The organism is Streptomyces flavovariabilis (genome assembly GCF_000725785.1).
GTDB lineage: Bacteria > Actinomycetota > Actinomycetes > Streptomycetales > Streptomycetaceae > Streptomyces > Streptomyces hawaiiensis.
In genome coordinates, this window is record NZ_JNXD01000005.1 from 83,358 (window position 1) to 108,116 (window position 24,759).

Genomic DNA, 24,759 nt, shown 5'->3' on the forward strand with positions numbered 1-24,759 from the left:
GCAGCCGAGTTGGGGGTCCGATGCCGCTTCCCGTGCCCGTCCTGCCCGAGGGTGTCGACCCGGCCTGGCTGGCGCCCGCCGCCCTCCGGGCGGTCGGCAGCCGGCGGACGCTGATCCGCGGATCGGGTCCGCTGGTGGAGACGGTGCACGGGGAGGTGGCGGAGGCGTGCCGGCGGTTCGGGGGCCGGGTCGTGCGGGACGCGTCGGACGACGGCCCGTACGACCTGGCCCTCGGCCTCGGTACCGAGGGTCCGGAGCTCCTCGGCGAGGAGGGTTTCACCTTCGCGTGTGAGGGCGGCACGACGACCGTCACCGCCTGCGGTGGACGCGGGCTGCTGTACGGGCTGTTCCATGTCGTACGGCTCGGGGAGGCGGCGTTCAGCGGTGAGCGGTCACCGCAGACGCATCGCCCGGCGCTCGCCCTGCGCATGCTCGACCACTGGGACAACGTGGCCGTGCACCCGGTCATGGGCCAGGTGGAGCGCGGGTACGCGGGCGGCTCGCTGTTCTGGGAGGACGGGCGGGCGCGCGGCGACCTGGAGCGGGTGCGGGCGTACGGCAGGCTGCTCGCGGCCTGCGGGATCAACGCGATCTCGGTGAACAACGTCAACGTGCACGCGGCCGAGGCGCGTCTGCTGACCGACCGCATCGGCGAAGTGGCGGACATCGCCTATGCCTTGCGGCCCTACGGCATCCGCACCCATCTGTCGGTCTCCTTCGCGGCGCCGATCACGCTGGGCGGGCTGTCCACCGCCGATCCACTGGACGAGGTGGTGCGCGGCTGGTGGGCCGAGGCGACGCGGCGGGTGTACGAGGCGATCCCCGACTTCGGCGGGTACGTCGTGAAGGCCGACTCGGAGGGCCAGCCGGGGCCGTTCGCGTACGGCCGCAGTCACTCCGAGGGCGCGAACCTGCTGGCGGCGGCAGTGGAGCCGTTCGGCGGCACGGTGCACTGGCGGGCGTTCGTCTACGACCACCGCCAGGACTGGCGGGACCGCGCGACGGACCGGGCCCGGGCCGCGTACGACCATTTCGTGCCGCTGGACGGGGAGTTCGCGGCCGGCGCCGTGCTCCAGGTGAAGCACGGGCCGATGGACTTCCAGGTGCGTGAGCCGGTCTCGCCGCTGATCGGGGCGATGCCGCGGACCCGGCTGGCGGTGGAGCTGCAAGTCACCCAGGAGTACACCGGGCAGCAGCGGCATGTGTGCTGGCTGGGGCCCATGTGGAGCGAGGTGCTGCGGTTCCGGCAGGAACGGGGACTGCCCGTGGGGGAGGTGGCGCGGGGCGGGCTCGTCGCCGTGTCGAACGTGGGGGACGACCCGTTCTGGACCGGGCATCCCCTCGCCCAGGCGAACCTCTACACCTTCGGGCGGCTGGCCTGGCAGCCGGACGCCGAGCCGGGCGAGGTGCTCGACGAGTGGATCGGGCTCACCTACCCGGAGGCCTCGGAGCGCCTGTCCGCCGGGTTGCACTCGGTACTCGACGGCTCGTGGCGGACGTACGAGAAGTACACCGCTCCCCTGGGTGTCGGCTTCATGGTGCAGCCGGGGCACCACTACGGGCCGAGTGTGGACGGGTACGAGTACAGCCCGTGGGGGACCTATCACTTCGCCGACCGGGACGGGATCGGCGTCGACCGCAGTGTGGCGAGCGGAACCGGGTTCGCCGGGCAGTACGGCGCACCGTGGGCCGGGCTCTACGAGTCGCCGGACACCTGCCCGGACGAGCTGTTGCTGTTCTTTCACCATGTGCCGTACGGGCATGTGCTGAAGAGCGGGAAGACCGTGATCCAGCACATCTACGACACGCACTTCGAGGGTGTCGAGGAGGTCGGGCAGGCCCGGTCGGTGTGGGCCTCCCTGGCCGGGCTGGTGGATCCGGCGCGCCACGCCCGGGTGTCGGAACGCTACGAGGAGCAGCTCCGCGGCGCCCGCGAGTGGCGCGATCAGATCAACAGCTATTTCCTCCGCAAGTCCGGGGTGCCGGACAGCCGGGGGCGGCGGATCCACTGAAGGACCGCCACGCCGAGCGGGTCGAGGACCAGGGGTTCGCCCTGGTCCAGCCGCTTGCCGGTGAGCAGGTCGGTCGCGGTGGCGTGGGCGGTGAGGTGGGCCGGCCCGGGGGCGTGGTTGAGGAGGAAGAGCAGGCGGGTGCCGTCCCGGGCGACGCGGGTCGCCGTCTCGACCGCCGGGTGGTCGGCGTAGGGGCCGAGCAGGTCGTGGCGGGCCAGGATCCGGCGGACGACCGCGTCGACGCCCGGCTGGTCGAGGGCGGTGGCGACGTACCAGGCCTCGCCGTCGTTGTGGCCGAAGGGGTTGCGGGTCACGGCCGGGGTGCCCGCGTAGAAGTCGGTGCCGTACGTGGCGACCGGTTCGGCGCCGCGCGGGAGCACGATCTCGAAGACGAGCCGGGCCTTCGCCCCCAGCTCGGGGAGGGTCTGGGTGAACTCCGGCGGGCGGGCGTCCCATTCGTCCACGCGGACGCCCACGAGGGGTGCCAGCGGGCCGGGGACGTCGGTGAGGAAGGCCCGGTCGTGTTCGTCGACGCGGCCGGAGAGGAAGGTGGCCAGGACCGTGCCGCCGCGGGCGGCGACGGCTTCGAGGCGGGGGGCGAGGTCGCCCTTGACCATGTGGAGGACGGGGGCGAGGACCACGTCGTAGGGCGTGAGGTCGGCGGTCTGCGGGATCACGTCCACGTCTGCGCCGGCCTCGCGGGCGGCCCGGTAGTAGGCGTGGACCACGTCCGGGTACTTCACCAGCCGGGACGGGCCGTCGGAGATCTCCAGGGCCCACCAGCTGTCCCAGTCGAAGAGGAGGGCGGTGCGGGCCGGGGTGCGGGCGCCGAGTGTCCGGTCGCCCAGGGACTCCAGTTCCCGGCCCAGTGCGGCCACTTCCCGAAAGACGCGGGTGTCGTCGCGGCCCGCGTGGCCGATGACCGCCCCGTGGTACTTCTCGCAGGCGCCCCGGGAGGCTCTCATCTGGAAGTAGAGGGCGGCGTCCGCTCCGTGGGCGATCGCCTGGAAGGTGGCGAGGCGGAGCTCGCCGGGCCGCCGGAGCGGGTTGACGTCACGGCAGGCCGTCGTCGACGGGGTCTGCTCCATCAGCCAGAAGGGGGCGCCGCCCTTCAGGCCGCGCATCAGGTCGTGGGCGAGGGCGGGCCGGGTCGGCGGGGCGTCGAGGGGCGGGTAGTTGTCCCAGGAGGCGAAGTCGAGGTGGGGCGCCCAGCGGTGGTAGTCGAGGGGGCGAAAGGTGCCCATGAAGTTGGTGGTGACGGGCGTGTCGGGGTCGTGGGCGCGGATCACCTCCTTCTCGGCCAGGAAGCAGCCGAGGAGGGCGTCGGTGGTGAAGCGGAACCAGTCGAGGGTGATGCCCTGGAAGGCGGTGTGGTCGGGGCCGCGCCAGTGCTCGGTGAGGGCGTTCGGGGGCTCGATCTGGTCCCAGCCGGTGTAGCGGTGGGACCAGAAGGTGGTCCACCAGGCGTCGTTGAGCGCGTCGAGGGTGCCGTGCCGGCCCTGGAGCCACTCCCGGAACGCCTCGGCGCACAGGTCGCAGTAACAGGCGCCGCCGTACTCGTTGTTGATGTGCCAGGCGAGCAGGGCCGGGTGATGCGCGTACCGTTCGGCGAGGCGGGCGGCCACCGCGGTGGCGTGTGCGCGATACGCCGGTGAACTGGGGCAGAAGGTGTGGCGCTGGCCGTAGCGGTGGCGGCGGCCCTCGAAGTCGGTGCGGTTGACCTCGGGGTGCCGCTTGGCGAGCCAGGGCGGGACGGCGGCGGTGCCGGTGGCCAGGCACACCTGACGTCCCTCGGCGGCGGCCCGGTCCAGAACGCGGTCCAGGATCGTGAAGTCGTAGGTGTCCGGGGCCGGTTGGGTGACGGACCAGGTGAAGACGCCGACGGTGAGTGTGTCGATGCCGGCCCGGGTGAACAGCCGGTGGTCCTCCTCCCAGACTTCCTCAGGCCACTGCTCGGGGTTGTAGTCGCCGCCGTAGCGGATCTTGTGCGTCATGCGGTGAAGTCCTTCCGCGTCTCGGCGATCACCGGGCGGCTGCCGTGCAGCAGGGACAGCAGCAGCGGGGCGGCCAGCAGGGCGGGCAGGGCCTCCGTCAGCAGGGTTGCGGACGCGGCGGTCAGGACCAGCAGGGAGAGGGCGGCGAGGGTGGTGCGGCCGTGCCGGAACAGGAAGTACGCGGCAAGACGGGCGGTGTCCCGGGCGCGGAAGGCGAAGAGCGAGGTGAGGACGAGGGCGTGCGCGCCCCACAGGAGGGAACCGGCGCCGATCACCGCGAGCAGCAGCGCCCACCAGCCGGGCAGGCCGGTGGCGGAGAAGTGCGTGAGGGTGAAGGCGATGATCGTCAGCCAGGCCAGCAGGGGGGTCCAGAGCCTCAGCGCCGGTACGGCGTTGAGGCGCCAGCCGCGCAGGTAGGCGCGGGCGGGGTGCAGTTCGGTGAGGTCGCGGCTGCGGTGGTGCAGGGCGTAGAGCGCGGCGGACAGGGCCGGTCCGAGGGGCAGCAGGCACAGGGCCGCGAGGGGGAGGTTCGCGGGGTCGGGGCCGAGCAGGAGCAGTCCGGCCAGGCCCGGGGAGGCGGCGAGGAGGAGCAGCGCCTCGACGGTCAGGAGGGTGTGGATCAGGGCGGAGGCGCGGGAGAGGGTTCCGGTGCCGAAGCCGGAGGTGCCCACGGTGCTCATGCGGCGGCCTCCCGGCCGGGCGGGCCGGGCACGCGGATCACCCGTTCTCCTTCCTGAAACGCTCGTACGCCTTGTTGTGCAGGTCGACGAGCTGCTGCATGTTCTTCGACTTCAGCTCGGCGAGGTAGGCGCCCCACTGGGACAGCGGGCGCTTGCCCAGGACGAACTGGAGGGTGTTCTGGATGACGTGGTCCTTGAGCGGGGTCTCCCAGAGGGTCGCCTGCTCCTGCTCGAAGGACTGGAGGGGGTGGGCCGGGTCGATGGGCAGTTGCCGGCGCTGGGACATGGCGTCCTGGAACTTCCGCTCGTCGGGGCTGAACGAGGAGGAGACCAGGTCCCAGCTGCCGCCGTAGGTGAAGACGCCGTTGAAGAACCCGTAGTCCTTCTGGAGGTCCTTCGGGGCGTCCGGGTCGGAGCCCATGAGGGAGATGCCGGGCTTCAGCTCGAACCGGCCGCCGGACCGCGTGTAGGTGACGCCCTCGACGCCCCACTTGCAGAACTTCTGGCCCTCGTCCGAGTACCAGAGCCAGTCGAGGAACTGCATCATCGCGACGAAGTCGTCGCTCTCGAGGGCCTTGGCGGAGACCATGACGCCGTTCTCCAGGCGGGTACCGCCGAGCACGACGGGGCCGGCCGGGCCGAGCGGCACGGGCACCATCTCGATCGTCGCGCCCTTGACCTGCTTCTCCAGGTTGTAGCGGTAGTTCTGCACCAGCTCCTGCGGATTGGCGCTGATCACATAGGACTTCTCGGCCAGCAGCTTCTGTACCGCCTGGTCGTCCTGCTGGGTGAAGCTCTCCGGGTCCAGCAGCTTCTCGGCGACGACCTTTCTCAGGTATTCGACCATCCGGCGGTAGCCGTCCGTCGCGCCGGTGAAGACGAACTTGTGCGCCTGCGCGTCGAAGGTGATGTTGTCGTACGTCCAGCCCGCCTTGACCCCGTGGGCCTGACCGAGGTACCCGAACAACGCGCCGCACGGGAAGGGGGTGTTCGTGCTCCAGCGGTCGGTCCAGGGGTACTTGCCGGGGTATTCCTCCTTGAGCGCCTTGAGGACGTCGTACACCTCGTCCCAGGTGCTGGGCAGGGTGAGGCCGTGCCGGTCGAGGACGTCCGTGCGGAAGGAGAGCGAGTAGCCGGACTTGACCTTCTCGTGCAGGCCGGGCAGCAGGTAGTACTTGCCGTCGGACTGGCGGATGGAGTCGAGTTCGGGCTCCAGCTTCCACTTGCGTACCTTGTCGCGGAAGTTGGGCATCAGTTCGACGTAGTCGCTGACCGGGAGAACCGCGCCCGAGGAGACGAAGGCGACCTCGGAGGGGTGGTACGTCTTCGGGATCAGGAAGGGTGCGTCGCCCGCGCCGATGAGCACGCTGCGCTTCTTCTCGTAGTCGGCCAGCGGGACGTCGACCGGTTCGAGCGTCACACCGGTGCGCTTGGTCAGTTCCTTCCAGAACAGCCAGCCGTTCTTCATCGGATACACCGGGTTGTTGTTGTGCAGCACCGAGAAGGACAGCGGCTTGGACGCCTTGAACTGCTGCCCGGCCCGGTAGTTCTTCATCGCCCCGTCCTGCTTCTTGGACAGGTCCTTGCCGTCCCCGCCGTCGTCCCCGCTGCCGCAGCCGGTGACCGTGGCGAGGCCGAGGAAACCGGCGGCGGCGAGTATCTGGCGCCGCGACAGCTGTCCTGCGTTCTTCACGGGAACCCCCTTGTTCCGTAGGCCTGTTGGTGGGAGGTGCGGCGGTCAGCCCTTGACCGCGCCGAGCATCACGCCCGAGACGAAGTAGCGCTGGACGAACGGGTACACGCAGAGGATCGGCAGGGCGGTGAGGACGATGGTGACCGCCTGGATGTTCGCGCCGACCTGGCTGAGCTGTTCGGTTCCGGCACCGGCGTTGCCGCCGCCGGTGGCGCCCTGGATGAGGTTGCGCAGGTAGACCGTGACCGGCATCAGGTCGGTCCGGTCCATGTAGAGGAACGCGCTGAACCAGGAGTTCCAGAACGACACAGAGTAGAAGAGCACCATCGTCGCCACGACCGCCTTGGACAGCGGCAGCACGATCCTGAGCAGCACGCCGTAGGTGTTCAGGCCGTCGATCTGCGCGGCCTCCTCCAGTTCCGTGGGCAGGTTCTCGAAGAAGGCCTTCATCACCAGCAGGTTGAAGACGCTGATCGCGTTCGGCAGGGCGATCGCCCACACGCTGTTCTTCAGGCCCAGGCTGGTGACGAGGATGTAGTTCGGGATCAGGCCGCCGGTGAAGAACATGGTGAACACGGCGATGCCGACGAGTACGCCGCGGCCCTTGAGGTGCTTCTTCGACAGGACGTAGGCGTAACAGGTCGTCAGAACCATGGCGACCGCCGTCGCCACGACCGTGTAGAGCACGGTGTTGCCGTAGTTGCGCCAGAACATCGAGTCCTGGAACACGATCTCGTACGTGGTGAGGTTGAACCCCTTGGGCAGCAGGGTCACCTCACCGGCCCTGATCTGCCGCTCCCCGCTGAACGACCGCGCGATGATGTTGACGAACGGGTAGAGGGTCACCAGCACGACGATCGTGAGGATCACCCCGTTGACGCCCTGGAAGACCCGGTAGGAGCGGCTCGGCTTCACCACAGGCTCGTCCCCACTGTGCGGCGCGAGAGCTGATTGGCGGACGTGATGAGGACCAGGCCGATGATCGCCTCGAACAGGCCGATGGCGGCGGCGTAACTGAAGCTGTTGGACTCGACGCCGGCCCGGTAGACGTACGTCGAGATCACGTCGGCGGTGGGATACGTCAGCGGGTTGTACAGCAGCAGTACCTTCTCGAAGCCGACCGCCATGAACGTGCCGACGTTGAGGATCAGCAGCGTGATCATGGTGGGGCGGATGCCGGGCAGGGTGACGTGCCAGATCTGCTGCCAGCGGTTGGCGCCGTCGATCCGGGCCGCCTCGTACAGGTCCTCGTCGATCGTGGTGAGTGCGGCGAGGTAGAGGATCGTGCCCCAGCCGGCGGTCTGCCAGATCTCCGAACCGACGTAGAGGGTGCGGAACCACCCGGGTTCCTGGATGAAGCGGACCGGGTCGTGGCCGAGCAGGCCGAGGACGTGGTTGACCGGGCCGTCGCTCGCCAGCATCTGCATCGTGATGCCCGCGACGATCACGACCGACAGGAAGTGCGGGAGGTACGACACCGACTGCACGAACCGCTTCAGGGAACGCCGCCGCACCTCGTTCAGCAGCAGCGCCAGCACGATCGGGGTCGGGAAGCAGAAGACGAGCGTGAGCCCGCCCAGCCACAGGGTGTTGCGGAACACCTGCCAGAACGTGGGGTCGCTGAGGAACATTTGCACATAGCGCAGCCCCACCCAGTCCTCGCCGAAGATCGAACCGCCGGGCTCGAAGCGCCGGAAGGCGATCACGTTGCCGATCATCGGCAGGTAGCGGAAGACCAGGAAGAACAGCAGCGGCAGGATCGCCAGCGAGTACAACTGCCAGTCGCGGCGCAGCGCTCGCCGCCAGCCGGTCCGGGCGGGTGCCCGCTTGCCGCGGCGGGGGGCGGCCCGGGCCGGAGGCTGATCCCGGGTGCCCGGCGGGGCCGATGTGGTGGACGTGCTCATTGCTCGGGCCTCCCGTGGGCATGGGACGCGGAACCGAAACTTTCGAGCTCATTACCGGTAACTTCGCGGCAACTTATGGGCACCAGAAAGCGCTGTCAATGGGTACTGCGGCACTCGAACGGTACGCCTGAGGCGCGTTGGAACGTCACCGAAGCTGGGTAGACCCCAGGGGCCGACCGCCCTGCCCCCGTCGCAAGTTTCTGGATGAACACCGACTCCTGCGAGGTGCCGCCGTGCCCGCGTTCGACCTGCCGCTGACGGAACTGGAGCGCCACCGCCCGGACATCGAGGAGCCCGCCGACTTCGACGCGTTCTGGACGAGCACGCTGACGGAGGCCGGGAGGGCGGACCCTGTCGTGTCGGTGCGGCCCGTGGAGACGGGGCTGCGGCTGACGCAGACCTGGGACGTGACGTTCCGGGGCTTCGCGGGCGACCCGGTGCGTGCGTGGTTCAGCCGGCCCGCGGGGTCGGAGGAACTACTGCCCGCGGTGGTCGAGTTCGCCGGCTACGGGCGGGGGCGCGGGCTTCCGCACGAGCGCCTGACATGGGTCAACGCCGGGTACGCGCATCTGCTGATGGACAACCGCGGCCAGGGCGACCAGTACGGATGCGGCGGCGACACGCCCGATCCGCACGCCGCCGCGCCGGGCGGGCCCGGACCCGCGGTGCGAGGGCTGCTCGCCGCCGAGGACTACCACTACCGGCGCCTGATCACGGACGCGGTACGTGCGGTCACGGCGGTGCGGGGGCTGCCGGGTGTCGATCCGGAGCGGACCGTCGCCGTCGGCAACAGCCAGGGAGGCGGGGTGGCCCTGGCGGTCGCGGGGCTCGTCCCGGACCTGGCGGCCGTCCTGGTCACCGCCCCGCTCCTGTGCGGCATCCGCCGCGCCCTCGACCTCACCGACGCGGGCCCCTACGGCGAGATCGCCGGATACCTGTCGGTCCACCGGGGCGCCGAGCACGCCGCCCATCGCACCCTCTCCTACGTCGAGGGCGTCTCCTTCGCCCGCCGCGCGCAGGCTCCGGCCCACTTCGGTGTCGGCCTGCGGGACACGATCTGCCCGCCGAGCGGCGCGTACGCCGCATTCAACCGATACGCCGAGCTGACCGGCACCGACCCTCACAGGGAGATCCACGCCTATCCGTTCAACGGACACGAGGGTGGTGACGCGGTGCAGGTGCGCCGTCAACTGGCCTGGACGCGATCGGTGCTGGACGGCCGGCACGGCTGATCGCGCCGGTCGCGGTGGCGCGGCCTCCGGGCTGCGCCGGCCCGCCGGGGCCGCCCCGCCCGGGCTATTTCGTGATCGGGGACTCCGCGGTGCAGCCACCGGCGGTCACCAGACCGTCGGCACTCTGCTCCTCGAGCACCTTGCCCTTGTGGATGATCTTGCAGGTGACCTGAGCGCCCTCGGGGTCCGCGGCGACCGGCATGACCGCCGCGGGCATGATGCCGCGCAGCGTGACCGTCTTCTTCCAGGGCAGCTCGGGCTTCGACACCGACTCGATCTTCGGCTCCATGGCCTTGCCGCCACCGCCGTGGAACTCGATCGAGTCGACGTTCTTGCCCGTGACCTCGTAAGTGACCTCGTACGTCTCGTCCACGGCCTTGTCGACCTGGTCGACCGCCTCGGAGCAGGAGCTGAGGCCGAGCGCGAGACCGGTGACTGCGACGGAGCAGACGGCTGCACGGACGGTGCGGTTCAAAGGGATCCCCCCGGATCATGCTGGTCGGATCCGCAGCCAATCGCAAAGGTGAGGCAAAGTCAACTTCCGCTGTGCGGCTGCCACATGGGCGGTCCGGGTGGAGACATCCGGTGCGGCCGGCGTTCGACCTCCCGCAGTTCCGCCTCCTGGCCGCCGACTTCCGGTCCTCGAATTCGGCGATGATCCTTTCAGCTTCGGGCACCGGCACCGTTTACATCTGCGGCGCCGGGCGCTAGCTTCCGCAACAGGCGGGGTGGGAGCGCTCCCATGACGGTGGACCGGAACCCGCCCTCGAATCGCTCCCATCCCGCGCATCAGCGCACACACATCCGCAGGCCGCACCCCCACGAAACGGATGACGCTGTCATGATCATGACAAGCAAGTCGGGAGGATCCACGATGTCCCGCTTAGCGCTCCCCACCCGGGCCAGAGCTCTCTTCCTCGTACTGCTCTCCCTCCTCGTCACCGTCCCGGCCATCGGTCTGGTCATGACGGCCGGCGGCGAGGCGGAAGCGCACGGCACCCCCATGAAGCCCGGTAGCCGCACGTTCCTGTGCTGGCAGGACGGGCTGACCGACACCGGCGAGATCAAGCCGGTGAACCCCGCGTGCCGGGGTGCGCAGCAGGTCAGCGGTACCACGCCGTTCTACAACTGGTTCTCGGTGCTCCGCTCGGACGGCGCCGGGCGCACCAAGGGCTTCGTACCGGACGGCGAGCTGTGCAGCGGCGGCAACACCAACTTCACCGGGTTCAACACGCCCAGCAACGACTGGCCGCTCACCCACCTCACCTCGGGCGCGACGGTCGACTTCTCGTACAACGCCTGGGCGGCGCACCCGGGTTGGTTCTACGTCTACATCACCAAGGACGGCTTCGACCCGACCAAGACGCTCACCTGGAACGACATGGAGGAGCGCCCGTTCCTGAGCGTCGACCACCCGCCGCTGAACGGCTCACCGGGCACGGTCGAGGCCAACTACTCCTGGGCCGGCAAACTCCCCGAGGGCAAGTCGGGCCGCCACATCATCTACATGGTCTGGCAGCGCTCCGACAGCCAGGAGACCTTCTACTCCTGCTCCGACGTCGTCTTCGACGGCGGCAACGGCGAGGTGACCGGCATCAAGGAGCCGGGCAACCCGTCCGAGCCGGTGCCCGGCACCTGCACGGCCACCCGCAAGACCACGGGCACCTGGAACGGCGGCTACCAGTCCGAGGTGACCGTCACCAACACCGGGACCGTGCCGATGCTCGGCTGGATGGTCGACTGGACACTCCCGGCGGGCCACAAGGTGGAGAGCCTGTGGAGCGGCAGCGCGACCTACAACGGCCAGTCGGTGATGGTCCACAACTCCAACTGGAACGGCTCCCTCGCCCCGGGCAAGAGCACGACGTTCGGGTACGTCGCCTCCGGGCCGGGGGGTGACAGTACGAGCAGTCTGCCCTGCCGGGTGGGCTGAACCGCCGCATGGGGCGGGCCCGGTGACCGCAGGCCGGTGACCGGGCCCGCCGCGCGGCCCTGCCCGTGGTGGTCCGCCCCCCATCGGCCCGCCGTGGCGACCAGGCGGTGCAGTGCTGCCCGGGCCGGTGACCCCAGGCGGGTTCGCGGAAACCGCGCCGGAGCTGGTTGTCCCGGCCTCGTGCGCCGAGCCGCACCGGGTGATCGGCCAGGTCGGGGTGTGGTCGCGCAGCAGGTCCCGGACCGGTTCCGCGGTGATCTCGATCTCCTGGTGCCATGCGGCGCCGCGCCGGCCGAGCGGCGTCCCGGGCCGTCGGGTGCGTGACCGGAACCCCGCCAGACGTGCTGAGCGAACCGGCCCGTCCGTCCCATATGTCGCTGTTATCCAGGTGTGCGATTCTGTTTGTGGGTGCCCTGCCGCTCATGAGCGGCGTGGATCCGTCATGGGAGGCGCGACCCCGCGCCGCCGGTCCCGTGCCCGCGTCGTCGTCGCCTGAGTTCCGGGGACTCCCACCTGCCGGTGGCTGCGGCATGGACGGGAGGTGGATGCGGACATGCCCCACTACGGCGATGCCCGGGCCGCGGCCCCCGGTCTTCGGGCGCCGGGGAACGGGGGCGCCGGTCCGCCTCGTCCCGCTCCGGAGCCGGCCGCGCGAGCGCGTCTCCTGGCATTCGCGGGGGTGGCGCTGGCGGCGGTGTACGTGCGTGGTGAGGACGGGGCGGAACTCCGGCTGGTGGAGTCGGCCGGAGCGGAGTCCCAGCAGCGTTACCAGGTGCCGGGGCGTGTGGCGGTCCCGGTCCCGGGGGGATCCCCCGGGACGGGGCCGAGCGCCTCCCCCGGGCCGGAATCACAGGCCGCTTCCCAGGGCACCGTCCTCTCGGTACCTCCGGGCGAGGCGGACACGGGAAGCGGTTGCCCCGCCGTCGCCGAGGCCTATCTGCGCGGGCGGGCCGTGTGGCTCGCCGGTGTGATGCTCACCGGGCGGGAGGAGGGCGCAGCCGCAGCCGCCTCCGCCCCGCTCGGGGCGTTGCCGCTGGGGGCCGCGGGCGGGTGGCTGGGATGTCTCGTCGTGGTGGGAGAGGTCGGGGAGGGCTTCGGGATCGAGCAGCGGGAGTTTCTGGAGCGGTACGCCGAGGCCGTCGCCGAACGGCTGCGGGGCGAGGCCGACCGGTCCGCGCCCTCGCCCTTGCTGAACTCCGCCCAGCGCGCCATGGGCATCGGTTCCTTCGCCCTGTCGCCCGGCACCGGGCTGGTCGAGACGGACCCGGCCCTGCTCGAACTCGTCGGCATCCCCGAGGGCGGCTTCGACGGCAAGACCGACACCCTGCTCTCGTACAGCGTCCCGGAGGACGTCCCGGCGCTGATGTCGGTCATCGAGCCGTCCGCGCAGACGCCGGGCCGCCGTGAGCTGGAGTTCCGTATCCGCAGACCCACCGGTGAACTGTGCTGGCTACGGCTGAGCTGCCGGGTGCTGAAGGGGCCCGACGGTACCCCGGAGCGGGTGCTGGGCGTGGTGAGCGCGGCGCCCGTGCTCCGCCGCAGCGCCAGCGACGTCGCCCGGATCCAGTGGCTGACGGCCGCGCTCGACGACGCCACGACCGTCCGGGACGTCAGCCGGGTGGTGGTCGCCGCGCTGCGCGAGCCGCTGGGTGCCGACCGGGTGGCGCTCGCCGAGTTGCTGGAGGACCGGCTGGCGGTCACCGTGCTCGATCCGCCGGGTGCGGGTGCCTGGCCGGAGCTGTGGCGCCGCGAGTGGCGCTCGGAGTGGCCCGACGCGCCGGTCGCCGCACTGCCCACGCTCCAGGCGGCCCTGCGGGACGGGCGGATGAGCCTGTGGCCGGTGGGTTCCGAGCTGGAGGCGGGACTCGCGGGGATCGGCCCCGGCGGGCTCGCGGTGCTGCCGCTGCCGGCGAAGAACGGGGTGGCCGGGGTGTGCCTGGTCGGCTGGGACACCCCGCACGAGTTCGCCCCCGAGGAGCGGGCCCTGCTGACCGCCACCGCGGGCCTGGTCGGTCAGGCCCTGAAGCGTGCGCACGCCTACGACGCCGAGCAGGAGCTCGCGACGATGCTCCAGCGCAGCCTGCTGCCGCGCCGGCTCCCCCGGCTGCCCGGCGGCACCGCCGTGGCCCGCTATCTGCCCGCCCGGCGCGGTCTCCAGGTGGGCGGCGACTGGTACGACGTGATCGCGCTGTCGGAGAACAAGGTGGCGCTGGTCATCGGGGATGTGCAGGGGCACAGCGCCGGGGCCGCCACCATCATGGGCCAGATGCGTACGGCGGTCCGGGCGTACGCCGTGGAGGGGCATCCGCCGGACGTGGTCGTCGCGCACGCCAACCGGCTGCTCGTCGGCATGGAGACGGACCTGTTCGCCACGTGCTGCTATGTCGAGCTGGACATGGAGGAGGGCAACGCGCTGTTCGTGCGGGCCGGGCACCTGGCGCCGCTGGTGCGGCATCCCGACGGCGGCACCGCGGAGATCGCGGTCGAGGGCGGGCTCCCGCTGGGCGTCCTCGCGGACGCGGAGTTCCCGCTGACGGCACTCGCGCTCGCCCCGGGCTCGGTGCTCGCGCTCGTGACGGACGGTCTGGTCGAGTCCGCGGATCTGCAGGTGGACGAGGGCATGCGGCTCGTACGCCAGGCGCTCGCCGCGGCCGATCCCGCCGACCCGGGGCGGATGGCCGACGAGCTGCTCGGCGAGGACGGGCGCCGGGAGGACGACGTGGCGGTGCTGCTGCTGCGCTACGACGGGATGCGGGTACGGCCGGTGCGGGCGGGCTGGGTGGTGTGGCGGCTGCCGGACGCGGTGATGCACGCCCGCCGGTTCAGTGCGCGCACGCTGCGTTCGTGGGGCATCTCGGCCGAGGCCGACACCGTCCTGCTGGTGGTGTCGGAGCTGGTCACCAACGCGCTGGTGCACACTCAGGGCGCGGTCCGGGTGGAACTGACCCTGGCGGCGGACCGGCTGCGGGTGAGCGTGAGCGACTCCTCGCCCCGGGCGCCGGCCAAGCCGGTGGTCGTGGACTGGGAGTCGACGGGTGGCCGTGGGCTCTTCCTGGTGGAGGCCGTGTCGGCGGCCTGGGGCTCGGTACCGGTGGGTGGCGGCAAGCAGGTGTGGAGCGAGATCGTCGTCACCCGTCCGGAACGGGAAACGGAACCCGGTGAGGAGCCTGAGGAGGAACCGGAGGCCGAGCCGGAGCAGGAGCGCAAGCCGGGCCGCGGCTGGGGCCTGGGCCGGGACCGAAGCTGGGGCCTGGGCCGCAACCGGGACCGCCGCAAGACCCGCGACCCCGCCCCGGACCGCAACGACGACCGGGCCGGGGACCGCACGGACGGCCGGGCCACGGGCGGCGTCGGTGAACGGACCACGGACGGCGTCGGCGACCGAGCCACCGACGGCATCGGCGACCAGGCCACCGACCGCACAGGCGACCAGGCCGCGACCCACCTCGGCAACCTGCCCACAGCCCGCCACGACGACCGGCCCACGGACCCCGGCGGCGACCGGGCCACCGACCGCATCGGCGACCGAGCCACGCGCGGCACCGAAGACCACGGCACGGGCTGGAGCGAAGCCCGAGGCCGGGGCCGGGCCACGGACTGGAAGGGGGTCCGGGAGCCAGGCCCGGGCCGGAACCGGGATCCTGACCGGAGTACGGGCCCGGGTGCCCGCCAGGACCGGCCGGCCGAGGGAGGTCCCTGATGCGTGGCCTCGGTGTACGCGGCGCCGCCGGGCTGCTGGCGGTTCTCCTGGCCGTGTCCCTCGCCGGGTGCAGCGACAGCGGCGGGGAGAGCGGGGACGGTCCGGCCATCGGGCTGCTGCTGCCGAGCCGGGCCGTGCCCCGTTGGGAGAATTCCGACAAGCCTCTGATCGAGAAGCGGGTGAAGGAGCTGTGCTCGGACTGCACCATCGTGTACGCCAACGCCGAGAACGACGCGGCGAGCCAGCGGCAGCAGATGAACTCCATGATCACCCGGGGGGTCTCCGCCCTGATCCTGGACGTCGTCGACCCCAAGGCCCTGCGCTCCTCGGTCCGCGCGGCGCAGCGCGAGGGCATCCCGGTCGTCGCCTACGACCGGCTCGCCGAGGGCCCGATCGCGGGTTTCGTCAGTTTCGACGGTGCCCAGGTCGGCAGGCTGCAGGGCCAGGCGCTTCTGAAGGGCATGGGCGCCAGGGCCGACGGCGGCGGTGTGGTCATGGTGAACGGTGACCCGTCCAGCCCCAACGCCGCCTGGTACGAGGGCGGGGCCCGGGCCGCCCTGCGGGACGAGGTGCGGATCCTGAAGTCGTACAACACCGTGGGCTGGCGTTCGGAGAACGCGCACGACCACATGTCCGCCGCGATCAGCACCCTCGGCCCGGGCAGGATCGACGGGGTGCTCGCCGCCAACGACTCGATCGCCGCCGGTGTCATCTCGGCTCTCAAGAGCGCCCGCGTCTCCCCGCTGCCCCCCGTCACCGGGCAGGACGCCGACCTCGACGCCGTGCAGCGCATCGTCAAGGGCGAGCAGTACATGACCGTCTACAAGCCGTTCCGGCTGGAGGCCGAGGCGGCTTCCGCGATGGCCGTCGCCCTGGCGCGGGACAACGACATCGACGCCCTGGTCACGACGGAGGTGGACAGCCCCACGACGGAGGACGTCCCGGCGATTCTGCTCGACCCGACCGCCGTGACGCGCGAGACGATCGGCCGGACGCTCGTCCGGGACGGTGTCTTCACGCTCGACCAGATCTGCACCCCGAAGTTCCGCTCGGCCTGCGACCGGGCCGGGCTCACCCGGTGAGTGAGGTGGTCCCCGTGGCCCATCCACCCGTCCTGGCGTTGCGCGGCATCACCAAGCGGTTCGGCGGCGTCCAGGCGCTCGTGGACGTCGACCTGCGGATCCGGGCCGGTGAGGTCGTGGCCCTGGCGGGTGACAACGGAGCGGGCAAGTCCACGCTGGTCAAGGTGATCTCCGGGGTCAGCCCCGCCGACCGGGGCGTCATCGAGTGGGAGGGTCGCCGCGTGCAGATCAAACGCCCGCACGACGCTCACGCCCTGGGCATCGCGACCGTGTACCAGGACCTCGCCATGTGCGACAACCTGGACGTCGTCGGCAATCTCTTCCTCGGCCGCGAGATCGACCGGGTGGGCATCCTCGACGAGGTCGAGATGGAGCGCCGGGCCCGTGACCTGATGCGTGCCCTGTCGATCCGCATTCCCGACGTGCGGATGCCGGTCGCCGCGCTGTCGGCCGGGCAGCGGCAGGCCGTCGCGATCTCCCGCTCGCTCATGGGCGCTCCCAAGGTGCTGCTGCTCGACGAGCCCACCGCCGCCCTCGGCGTGGAGCAGACCAGCCATCTGCTCGACCTGATCGAGGAGGTGCGCGACCGCGGTATGGCGATCATCCTCATCAGTCACAACATGGGCGACATCAAGGCCGTCGCGGACCGGGTGGCCGTGCTGCGGCTGGGCCGCAACAACGGACTGTTCGACGTGAGCACGGTGACCCAGGAGCAGATCATCTCCTCCGTCACCGGGGCGGCGGACAACGCCGTGGCCCATCGCTCGAAGGGTGACGAGGAGGCGTGGCCGTGAGCCGCGGCGGGCCGCGGCGGGACGGCGGACCGGCCGGGCCGGGCAGCGCCGGGCCGGTCACGGCCGGCCGCGGGCAGCGCACCCGGGGCTGGCAGGACACCTTGCGGGAGTACGCCGTGGACGTCCGCGGCAGTGTGCGTGACGGCGAGCGGGGGCCGCTCCTGGTCATCGCCGGGCTGATCGTGATCTGGATCGTCTTCCAGGTGCTGGACGACAAGTTCCTCTCGCCGCGCAACCTGTCCAACCTCAGCGTGGACATCGTCGGGACCGGGCTGGTCGCCGTCGGCATCGTGTTCGTGCTGCTGATCCGCGAGATCGATCTGTCGGTGGGCTCGGTCAGCGGCCTGGCGGGGGCGGCGTTCGCCGTGCTGAACGTGAACCACGGGGTGCCGGAGTGGCTGGCGGTGATCGTGGCGGTGGCCGCGGGGACGGCCGTGGGCGCCTTCCACGGGTTCTTCCACGCCCGGCTCGGCGTGCCCGCGTTCGTGGTGACGCTGGCCGGGCTGCTGATCTGGAACGGCCTGACGCTCTACCTGCTGGGGGCCAGCGGCACGATCAACATCGACGAGGAGGGTCTGGTCGCCTCTCTGACCAGCCGCCACTTCGGCAATCACATGGCGGCGTACGCGGTCGCGGCGCTCGGCACGGCCGGGTACGTCCTGGCCGCCCGCCGCCGGCGGAACCGTCACCGGGCGGCCGGGATGCCCAACCGGTCCGAGGGCGAGATCTGGATGCGCACCGGCCTGCTCGCGGTGCTCGCCTTCGCCGCGGCCTCCACCCTCAACCGGTTCCAGGGGCTGCCGCTCGCGCTGCTGATCTTCCTGGTGGTCCTGGTCGTGTCCGACTACGTGCTGCGCCGCACCCGCTACGGGCGGCGGGTGTACGCGCTCGGCGGCGGGGTCGAGGCGGCGCGGCGGGCCGGCATCGGGGTGGAGCGGGTGCGGGTCGCGATGTTCATGGTGTCGGGGACGCTGGCCGCGGTCGGCGGGCTGTTCGTGGCGTCCGGGCTGACCTCGGCGAGTCCCACGACGGCGCGTGCCGCCGGTTCGGGGATGCTGCTGATCAACGCGATCGCGGCGGCCGTGATCGGCGGGACGAGTCTGTTCGGCGGGCGGGGCTCGCCGTGGTCGGTGCTGCTCGGTGTGGTGGTCATCCAGTCGATCGCCTCGGGCATGGGGCTGCTGGGGATCGAGGACGCCGTGCAGTTCATGATCACCGGTGGGGTGCTGCTGGCCGCCGTCGCGGCCGACGCGCTGTCCAGACGCGCCCAGGCCAGACGTGGTCGACCGTGAACCGCGCCGCGCCGCGCGGGAAAGACCCCTACTAATCCGTTTCACACCGAATGCCTAACAAATGGCATAGATGGGTATGGGGCGTGATGTTATGAGACGCAGCCGCCTCGCCCAGGCGGCCGTGGCCGTCGCGGCCGCCGCCGGTCTGGCCCTCGCCGGGTGCGGTGACACGGATCTGCCGAACGGCGAGGAGCAGGCCGACCTCAGCGTGCTCGCGACGGACGTGCCACAGATCCAGACCCTCAAGAAGCTCACCAAGAAGCACTTCACGGCGGAGACCGGCATCACCGTCGACTACACCGTGCTGCCGGAGAACGAGGCCCGGGAGCAGATGAACCGCGAGTTCGCGACCCAGGCCGGCCGCCACGACGTGGCCAGCGTCAGCGCCTACGAGGTGCCGATCTACTCGGACAACGGCTGGCTCGCCCCGCTGGACGCCTACGTGAAGGCGGACGAGGACTTCGACCAGGACGACGTCTTCCCCAACCTGGTGACCTCGCTGACCGGTGAGGACGGCAAGCTCTACGCCGAGCCCTTCTACGCCGAGGGATCCTTCCTGATGTACCGCAAGGACCTCTTCCGCAAGGACGGGCTGACCATGCCGCCGAACCCGACCTGGCAGCAGGTCGCCGACCTCGCCGCCCGGGTCGACGGCACCGACGGCGCGAGCGGCATCTGCCTGCGCGGCCTGCCCGGCTGGGGTCAGAACCTCGCCCCGGTCAACACGGTCGTCAACACCTTCGGCGGCGCCTGGTACGACATGGACTGGAACGCCCGCCTGACCTCACCGGAGTTCAAGAAGGCCGTCGAGTTCTACGTCGACCTGCTGCGCAACCACGGCCAGCCCGGTGCCGCGCGGATGGGTGTGCTGGAGATTCTGGACCGGTTCGTCCAGGGCAAGTGCGCCATGATGTACGACGCCACGTCGCTGGCCTCGTCGATCGAGGCCGACAGTTCCTCGGTCAAGGGCAAGGTGGGCTACGTCCCGGCCCCGCACGACCGGACCGGCAAGGCCGGCTGGCTGTGGACCTGGGCCTGGGGCATCCAGCAGGCGTCCGAGAACAAGGACGCCGCTTGGGAGTTCATCTCCTGGGCCTCCTCCAGGGAGTTCCAGGAGCTGGTCGGCCGGGAGGTGGGCTGGACCTCGGCACCCGCCGGGAACCGCAAGTCGCTCTACGAGAAGCCCGAGTACCAGCAGGCGGCCGGGGCCTGGTACCGGCAGGAGTACACGGCGGCGACGGACTCCGCCGACCCGGAGAACCCCGGCGTCGGCCCCCGCCCCTACGACGGCATCGGCTTTCTGAGCATCCCCGAGTTCGCCGTGCTGGGTACGGCGGTCTCCGAGCAGATCGCCGCGGCCATCGCCGGGCGGCAGTCGGTGGACGCGGCCCTGGACAAGTCGCAGGACCTCGCCCAGGCCGCGGCGGCGAAGTACCGCGACGAGTGACCCGCCCGCGTACGGACGGCGCGGGCCGCGCCCCCGGTCACCCGGGAACGCGGCCCTCGAACTGCCGTGACGGTCCGCTTACTTGCGGATCAGGCTGCGCAGCACGTACTGCATGATGCCGCCGTTGCGGTAGTAGTCCGCCTCGCCGGGGGTGTCGATGCGGACGACCGCGTCGAACTCGACGCCGGTGTCGGTGGTGACCTTCACCGTGCGCGGGGTGGTGCCGTTGTTGAGCTCCTCGACGCCGGTGAAGTCGAAGGTCTCCTCGCCGGTGAGGCCGAGGGACTCGGCGGACTGGCCCTCCGGGAACTGCAGCGGCAGGACGCCCATGCCGATGAGGTTCGAGCGGTGGATGCGCTCGTACGACTCGGCGATGACGGCCTTCACGCCGAGGAGCGCGGTGCCCTTGGCGGCCCAGTCGCGGGACGAGCCGGAGCCGTACTCCTTGCCGGCCAGGACGACCAGCGGGATGCCGGCGGCCTGGTAGTTCTGCGAGGCGTCGTAGATGAACGACACCGGCGCCCCTCCTTCACCTTCGGCGGACCGGGTGAAGTCGCGGGTGTAGCCGCCCTCGGTGCCCGGCGCGATCTGGTTGCGCAGGCGGATGTTGGCGAACGTACCGCGGATCATGACCTCGTGGTTGCCGCGGCGGGAGCCGTAGCTGTTGAAGTCGCGGCGCTCCACACCGTGCTCGGTGAGGTACTTGCCGGCCGGGGTGTCGGCCTTGATGGCACCGGCCGGGGAGATGTGGTCGGTGGTGACCGAGTCGCCCAGCTTGGCCAGCACCCGGGCGCCGGAGATGTCGGAGACCGGGGTGGTCTCCATCGTCATGCCCTCGAAGTACGGGGGCTTGCGCACGTAGGTCGACTCGGCGTCCCACTCGAAGGTGTTGCCGGTCGGGATCGGCAGCGCCTGCCACTGGGCGTCACCCGCGAAGACGTCAGCGTAGGACTTGGAGAACATGTCCTCGCCGATGGCGTTGGCGACGACCTCGTTGACCTCGGCCTCCGTCGGCCAGATGTCCTTCAGGAAGACCGGCTTGCCGTCCTGGTCGGTGCCCAGGGAGTCCTTGGTGATGTCCACCTTCATGGAACCGGCGAGCGCGTAGGCCACGACCAGCGGCGGGGACGCCAGGTAGTTCATCTTGACGTCGGGGTTGATACGGCCCTCGAAGTTCCGGTTGCCGGAGAGGACCGAGGTGACCGCGAGGTCGTGGTCGTTGACCGCCTTGGAGACCTCCTCCGGCAGCGGGCCGGAGTTGCCGATGCAGGTGGTGCAGCCGTAGCCGACGAGGTTGAAGCCGACCTTGTCGAGGTACGGGGTCAGGCCCGCCTTCTCGAAGTAGTCGGTGACGACCTTGGAGCCCGGGGCGAGGGTGGTCTTGACCCAGGGCTTGCGGGTCAGGCCCTTCTCCACCGCCTTCTTGGCCACCAGCGCGGCGGCGACCATGACGTACGGGTTGGAGGTGTTGGTGCAGGACGTGATGGCCGCGACGGTCACGGCGCCGTGGTCGATCTCGTAGGTCGAGCCGTCGGGGGCGGTGACGGTGACCGGGTGCGACGGGACGGCGGCACCGGTGCCGCCGGCGTGCTGCGGGGCGCCGGCGCCGTTCTCCTGGTTGCCGTAGGCCGGGGCGTCGGAGGCCGGGAAGGACTCGTCGCTCGCCTCGTCGACCGGGGAGGCCGCGGTGGCCTGCTGGGCGACGGGCGCCTCGACGTAGTTGAGGACGTCCTTCGCGAACTGCTGGGCGGCCTCGGCGAGGACGATGCGGTCCTGCGGGCGCTTCGGGCCGGCGATGGAGGGCACGACGGTCGACAGGTCGAGCTCGAGCTTCTCGGAGAAGTCGGGCTCGGCGGCCGGGTCGAGCCAGAGGCCCTGCTGCTTGGCGTACGCCTCGACCAGGGCGAGCTGCTGCTCGCTGCGGCCGGTCAGGCGCATGTAGTTGATGGTCTCGTCGTCGATCGGGAAGATCGCGGCGGTGGAGCCGAACTCCGGCGACATGTTGCCGATGGTGGCGCGGTTGGCCAGGGAGGTGGCGGCGACGCCCTCGCCGTAGAACTCGACGAACTTGCCGACGACGCCGTGCTTGCGCAGCATCTCGGTGATCGTGAGGACCAGGTCGGTGGCGGTGGTGCCGGGGGTGAGCTCGCCGGTGAGCTTGAAGCCGACGACGCGCGGGATGAGCATGGAGACCGGCTGGCCGAGCATGGCGGCCTCGGCCTCGATGCCGCCGACGCCCCAGCCGAGCACGCCGAGGCCGTTGACCATGGTGGTGTGCGAGTCGGTGCCGACCAGGGTGTCCGGGTAGGCCTTGCCGTCGCGGACCATCACGACACGGGCCAGGTGCTCGATGTTCACCTGGTGGACGATGCCGGTACCGGGCGGGACGACCTTGAAGTCGTCGAAGGCGGTCTGGCCCCAGCGCAGGAACTGGTAGCGCTCCTTGTTCCGGCCGTACTCCAGGTCGACGTTCTGCTTGAAGGCGTCGTTGGTGCCGAACTTGTCGGCGATGACGGAGTGGTCGATGACCAGCTCGGCCGGGGAGAGGGGGTTGACCTTCGCCGGGTCGCCGCCCAGCTCCTTCACGGCCTCACGCATGGTCGCGAGGTCCACGACACAGGGAACGCCGGTGAAGTCCTGCATGATCACGCGGGCCGGCGTGAACTGGATCTCCTGGCTGGGCTGGGCCTGCGAGTCCCATCCACCGAGGGCACGGATGTGGTCGGCGGTGATGTTCGCGCCGTCCTCGGTACGGAGCAGGTTCTCCAGCAGGACCTTGAGGCTGTAGGGAAGGCGAGCCGAGCCCTCCACCTTGTCCAGCCGGAAGATCTCGTACGACTCGTCGCCCACCTGCAGCGTGCTGCGGGCGTCGAAGCTGTTCGCCGACACGACAGTCTCCTTCATTGATGTGCGCGTACCACCACGATCCTGCCGCCACGGCATCTTGGCCGATCCGCTAAGGTAAGGCTAAGTTAGGCAAGCCTTACTGGGGTGGCGGCTGGGGTGCTCTCTCGGCAGATATCTCGATGTCGAGATAACTCTAGTACACGAGCGCCGGATGGTCATGCCCCGGCGCCCCGCCATGCGGCCATGTACGCCCTTTTCCCGGGTATCCGCACCTAGGTATCCACGCACGACGGAGAGGAGACAGGCATGCCGCTCACGTTCCGCAAGAGTTTCCGGATCCTTCCGGGGGTGCGACTGAACATCAACAAGCGCTCCTGGTCCATCACCACCGGCGGCGGAAAGAACGGCCCGCGCCACACCCGCAGCAGCACAGGACGCCGTACGACATCGATGGATCTGCCGGGGCCTTTCGGGTGGCGGCGCACCACGAGGGCGCGTCGACACTGAGATGGCCGGGCGGGATTGACGTCCCGTCACCCGTTCGGACCCCCCGATCGGGCTCCATCTCATATCTGAGATAACCTCAAGCGCATGGCAGACGACTACCTCGTACGCATCGGCAAGCTCATCCGTGACGCCCGGCAGCACCGGGGCTGGACACAGTCGCAGCTGGCCGAGGCACTCGGCACCAGCCAGAGCGCCGTCAACCGGATCGAGCGCGGCAACCAGAACATCAGCCTTGAGATGATCGCGCGCATCGGGGAGGCCCTCGACAGCGAGATCGTGTCACTCGGCTACGCCGGTCCGATGCATCTGCGAGTGGTCGGCGGGCGCCGGCTGTCCGGCGCCATCGACGTGAAGACGAGCAAGAACGCGTGCGTGGCGCTGCTGTGCGCCTCACTGCTCAACGAGGGGCGCACGGTGCTGCGCCGCGTCGCCCGCATCGAGGAGGTGTACCGCCTCCTGGAGGTGCTGGGCTCCATCGGCGTGCGCACCCGGTGGATCAACGACGGTGTCGACCTGGAGATCGTGCCGTCGGCCGAGCTGGACCTCGCGGCGATCGACGCTGACGCGGCCCGCCGCACCCGCTCCATCATCATGTTCCTCGGCCCGCTGCTGCACCGCATGGACTCGTTCAAGCTGCCGTATGCCGGTGGCTGCGACCTCGGCACCCGCACGGTCGAGCCGCACATGATCGCGCTGCGCCGCTTCGGCCTGGACATCGCCGCCACCGAGGGGCAGTACCACGCCCAGGTCGATCGCTCGGTCAGCCCCGACCGCCCGATCGTCCTGACCGAGCGCGGCGACACGGTGACCGAGAACGCGCTGCTCGCCGCCGCCCGGCACGACGGCACCACCGTCATCCGCAACGCCTCGTCCAACTACATGGTCCAGGACCTGTGCTTCTTCCTGGAGGCACTCGGCGTCAAGGTCGACGGCATCGGCACCACCACCCTCACCGTGCACGGTGTACCGACCATCGACGTCGACGTGGACTACTCCCCTTCCGAGGACCCGGTCGAGGCGATGAGCCTGGTCGCGGCGGCCGTCGTCACCGAGTCGGAGCTGACGGTGCGCCGGGTGCCCATCGAGTTCCTGGAGATCGAGCTGGCCGTGCTGGAGGAGATGGGCCTCGACCACGACCGCACGCCCGAGTACTTCGCCGACAACGGCCGCACCCGGCTGGTCGACCTCACCGTGAGGCCCTCCAAGCTGGAGGCGCCGATCGACAAGATCCACCCCATGCCGTTCCCCGGCCTGAACATCGACAACGTCCCGTTCTTCGCGGCCATCGCGGCGGTCGCCCAGGGCCAGACCCTCATCCACGACTGGGTCTACGACAACCGCGCGATCTACCTGACCGACCTGAACCGCCTGGGCGGCCGCCTCCAGCTGCTGGACCCCCACCGCGTCCTGGTCGAGGGCCCGACCCGCTGGCGCGCCGCCGAGATGATGTGCCCGCCGGCCCTGCGCCCCGCGGTGGTCGTCCTGCTGGCGATGATGGCGGCCGAGGGCACATCGGTGCTGCGCAACGTGTACGTCATCAACCGGGGCTACGAGGACCTGGCGGAGCGGCTGAACTCGATCGGGGCGCAGATCGAGACGTTCCGGGACATCTGAGCGACGGATGCCGCCGTACCCCTGTTCC

Annotated in this window: 16 protein-coding genes and 1 pseudogene; 10 read left to right on the forward strand and 7 right to left on the reverse strand. The window is 70.7% G+C overall.

Features of this window, described 5'->3' with window-relative positions; translation table 11 throughout:
• Nucleotides 1-20 precede the first annotated feature (20 nt).
• Complete coding sequence (locus IO24_RS0111125) at nt 21-2,012, forward strand: alpha-glucuronidase (RefSeq protein WP_031134527.1); 1,992 nt, start codon at nt 21-23, stop codon at nt 2,010-2,012.
• On the opposite strand, the gene IO24_RS0111130 is transcribed toward IO24_RS0111125, so the two are convergent.
• From IO24_RS0111130 to IO24_RS0111150, 5 genes are read right to left on the reverse strand one after another with little or no spacing between them, the layout of a single operon-like run.
• Nucleotides 1,958-4,006, reverse strand: coding sequence for a beta-galactosidase (locus tag IO24_RS0111130; RefSeq protein WP_045296080.1), 2,049 nt, complete (start codon nt 4,004-4,006; stop codon nt 1,958-1,960). The two genes, IO24_RS0111125 and IO24_RS0111130, sit on opposite strands and share 55 nt — an antisense overlap.
• Nucleotides 4,003-4,686: a hypothetical protein gene (locus tag IO24_RS0111135; protein ID WP_031134532.1), complete on the reverse strand. Its 684-nt coding sequence runs from the start codon at nt 4,684-4,686 to the stop codon at nt 4,003-4,005. The genes IO24_RS0111130 and IO24_RS0111135 overlap by 4 nt, the downstream gene beginning before the upstream one ends.
• Before the next feature lie 37 nt (nt 4,687-4,723).
• Nucleotides 4,724-6,379 carry an ABC transporter substrate-binding protein gene (locus IO24_RS0111140; protein ID WP_031134534.1) on the reverse strand — a complete coding sequence of 552 codons (1,656 nt, stop codon included), beginning with the start codon at nt 6,377-6,379 and terminating at the stop codon, nt 4,724-4,726.
• 45 nt (nt 6,380-6,424) lie between these two features.
• Nucleotides 6,425-7,297, reverse strand: a complete 873-nt coding sequence (locus IO24_RS0111145; protein ID WP_031134536.1) for a carbohydrate ABC transporter permease — start codon at nt 7,295-7,297, stop codon at nt 6,425-6,427.
• Entirely contained in the window at nt 7,291-8,283 is a 993-nt protein-coding gene (locus IO24_RS0111150; RefSeq protein WP_031134538.1) for an ABC transporter permease, read from the reverse strand. Before IO24_RS0111150 ends, IO24_RS0111145 begins: the two co-directional genes overlap by 7 nt.
• Nucleotides 8,284-8,516: 233 nt before the next feature.
• Here IO24_RS0111150 and IO24_RS0111155 point away from each other — a divergent pair, with 233 nt between their 5' ends.
• The gene (locus IO24_RS0111155) at nt 8,517-9,515 is read left to right on the forward strand and encodes an acetylxylan esterase (protein WP_037667752.1); all 999 of its coding nucleotides are present in this window, start codon (nt 8,517-8,519) and stop codon (nt 9,513-9,515) included.
• Nucleotides 9,516-9,579: 64 nt separating this feature from the next.
• Here IO24_RS0111155 and IO24_RS0111160 read toward each other — a convergent pair whose 3' ends face one another.
• The gene (locus tag IO24_RS0111160; RefSeq protein WP_031134541.1) at nt 9,580-9,990 is read right to left on the reverse strand and encodes an MmpS family transport accessory protein; all 411 of its coding nucleotides are present in this window, start codon (nt 9,988-9,990) and stop codon (nt 9,580-9,582) included.
• A gap of 399 nt (nt 9,991-10,389) precedes the next feature.
• On the opposite strand from IO24_RS0111160, the gene IO24_RS0111170 reads away from it, so the two are divergent.
• The 6 genes and pseudogenes from IO24_RS0111170 to IO24_RS0111195 all read left to right on the forward strand — a co-directional run bounded on the left by IO24_RS0111170 (nt 10,390) and on the right by IO24_RS0111195 (nt 19,763).
• Nucleotides 10,390-11,448 carry a lytic polysaccharide monooxygenase auxiliary activity family 9 protein gene (locus IO24_RS0111170; protein ID WP_031134543.1) on the forward strand — a complete coding sequence of 353 codons (1,059 nt, stop codon included), beginning with the start codon at nt 10,390-10,392 and terminating at the stop codon, nt 11,446-11,448.
• 553 nt (nt 11,449-12,001) lie between these two features.
• A pseudogene (locus IO24_RS0111175) lies at nt 12,002-14,578 on the forward strand (SpoIIE family protein phosphatase); the annotation flags it as partial.
• Between the two features lie 569 nt (nt 14,579-15,147).
• Nucleotides 15,148-16,230 (forward strand): substrate-binding domain-containing protein, encoded by a 1,083-nt coding sequence (locus IO24_RS0111180; protein ID WP_031134547.1) that lies wholly within the window; start codon nt 15,148-15,150, stop codon nt 16,228-16,230.
• A gap of 14 nt (nt 16,231-16,244) precedes the next feature.
• Nucleotides 16,245-17,024 (forward strand): ATP-binding cassette domain-containing protein, encoded by a 780-nt coding sequence (locus IO24_RS0111185; protein ID WP_031134549.1) that lies wholly within the window; start codon nt 16,245-16,247, stop codon nt 17,022-17,024.
• On the forward strand, nt 17,021-18,316 hold the full coding sequence (locus IO24_RS0111190) for a sugar ABC transporter permease (protein ID WP_107062941.1): 1,296 nt from the start codon (nt 17,021-17,023) through the stop codon (nt 18,314-18,316). The genes IO24_RS0111185 and IO24_RS0111190 overlap by 4 nt, the downstream gene beginning before the upstream one ends.
• A gap of 91 nt (nt 18,317-18,407) precedes the next feature.
• The gene (locus tag IO24_RS0111195) at nt 18,408-19,763 is read left to right on the forward strand and encodes an ABC transporter substrate-binding protein (protein ID WP_031134553.1); all 1,356 of its coding nucleotides are present in this window, start codon (nt 18,408-18,410) and stop codon (nt 19,761-19,763) included.
• 78 nt (nt 19,764-19,841) lie between these two features.
• Here the strand turns inward: IO24_RS0111195 and IO24_RS0111200 are convergent, their stop codons facing one another.
• The gene (locus tag IO24_RS0111200; protein ID WP_031134555.1) at nt 19,842-22,652 is read right to left on the reverse strand and encodes an aconitate hydratase; all 2,811 of its coding nucleotides are present in this window, start codon (nt 22,650-22,652) and stop codon (nt 19,842-19,844) included.
• A gap of 264 nt (nt 22,653-22,916) precedes the next feature.
• Between IO24_RS0111200 and IO24_RS42810 the strand changes: the two genes are divergently transcribed.
• Both IO24_RS42810 and IO24_RS0111205 read left to right on the forward strand, forming a co-directional pair.
• A complete protein-coding gene (locus tag IO24_RS42810; RefSeq protein WP_078899171.1) occupies nt 22,917-23,117 on the forward strand; it encodes a DUF4236 domain-containing protein in 201 nt (66 codons plus the stop codon).
• Between the two features lie 84 nt (nt 23,118-23,201).
• The gene (locus IO24_RS0111205; protein WP_031134557.1) at nt 23,202-24,731 is read left to right on the forward strand and encodes a helix-turn-helix domain-containing protein; all 1,530 of its coding nucleotides are present in this window, start codon (nt 23,202-23,204) and stop codon (nt 24,729-24,731) included.
• Nucleotides 24,732-24,759 lie beyond the last annotated feature (28 nt).

Coding starts and splice junctions, on each gene's coding strand:
- IO24_RS0111125 (WP_031134527.1), top strand. CDS start 21: ATGCCGCTTCCCGTGCCCGTCCTGCCCGAGGGTGTCGACCCGGCCTGG.
- IO24_RS0111130 (WP_045296080.1), bottom strand. CDS start 4,006: ATGACGCACAAGATCCGCTACGGCGGCGACTACAACCCCGAGCAGTGG.
- IO24_RS0111135 (WP_031134532.1), bottom strand. CDS start 4,686: ATGAGCACCGTGGGCACCTCCGGCTTCGGCACCGGAACCCTCTCCCGC.
- IO24_RS0111150 (WP_031134538.1), bottom strand. CDS start 8,283: ATGAGCACGTCCACCACATCGGCCCCGCCGGGCACCCGGGATCAGCCT.
- IO24_RS0111170 (WP_031134543.1), top strand. CDS start 10,390: ATGTCCCGCTTAGCGCTCCCCACCCGGGCCAGAGCTCTCTTCCTCGTA.
- IO24_RS0111180 (WP_031134547.1), top strand. CDS start 15,148: ATGCGTGGCCTCGGTGTACGCGGCGCCGCCGGGCTGCTGGCGGTTCTC.
- IO24_RS0111195 (WP_031134553.1), top strand. CDS start 18,408: ATGAGACGCAGCCGCCTCGCCCAGGCGGCCGTGGCCGTCGCGGCCGCC.
- IO24_RS42810 (WP_078899171.1), top strand. CDS start 22,917: ATGCCGCTCACGTTCCGCAAGAGTTTCCGGATCCTTCCGGGGGTGCGA.
- IO24_RS0111205 (WP_031134557.1), top strand. CDS start 23,202: ATGGCAGACGACTACCTCGTACGCATCGGCAAGCTCATCCGTGACGCC.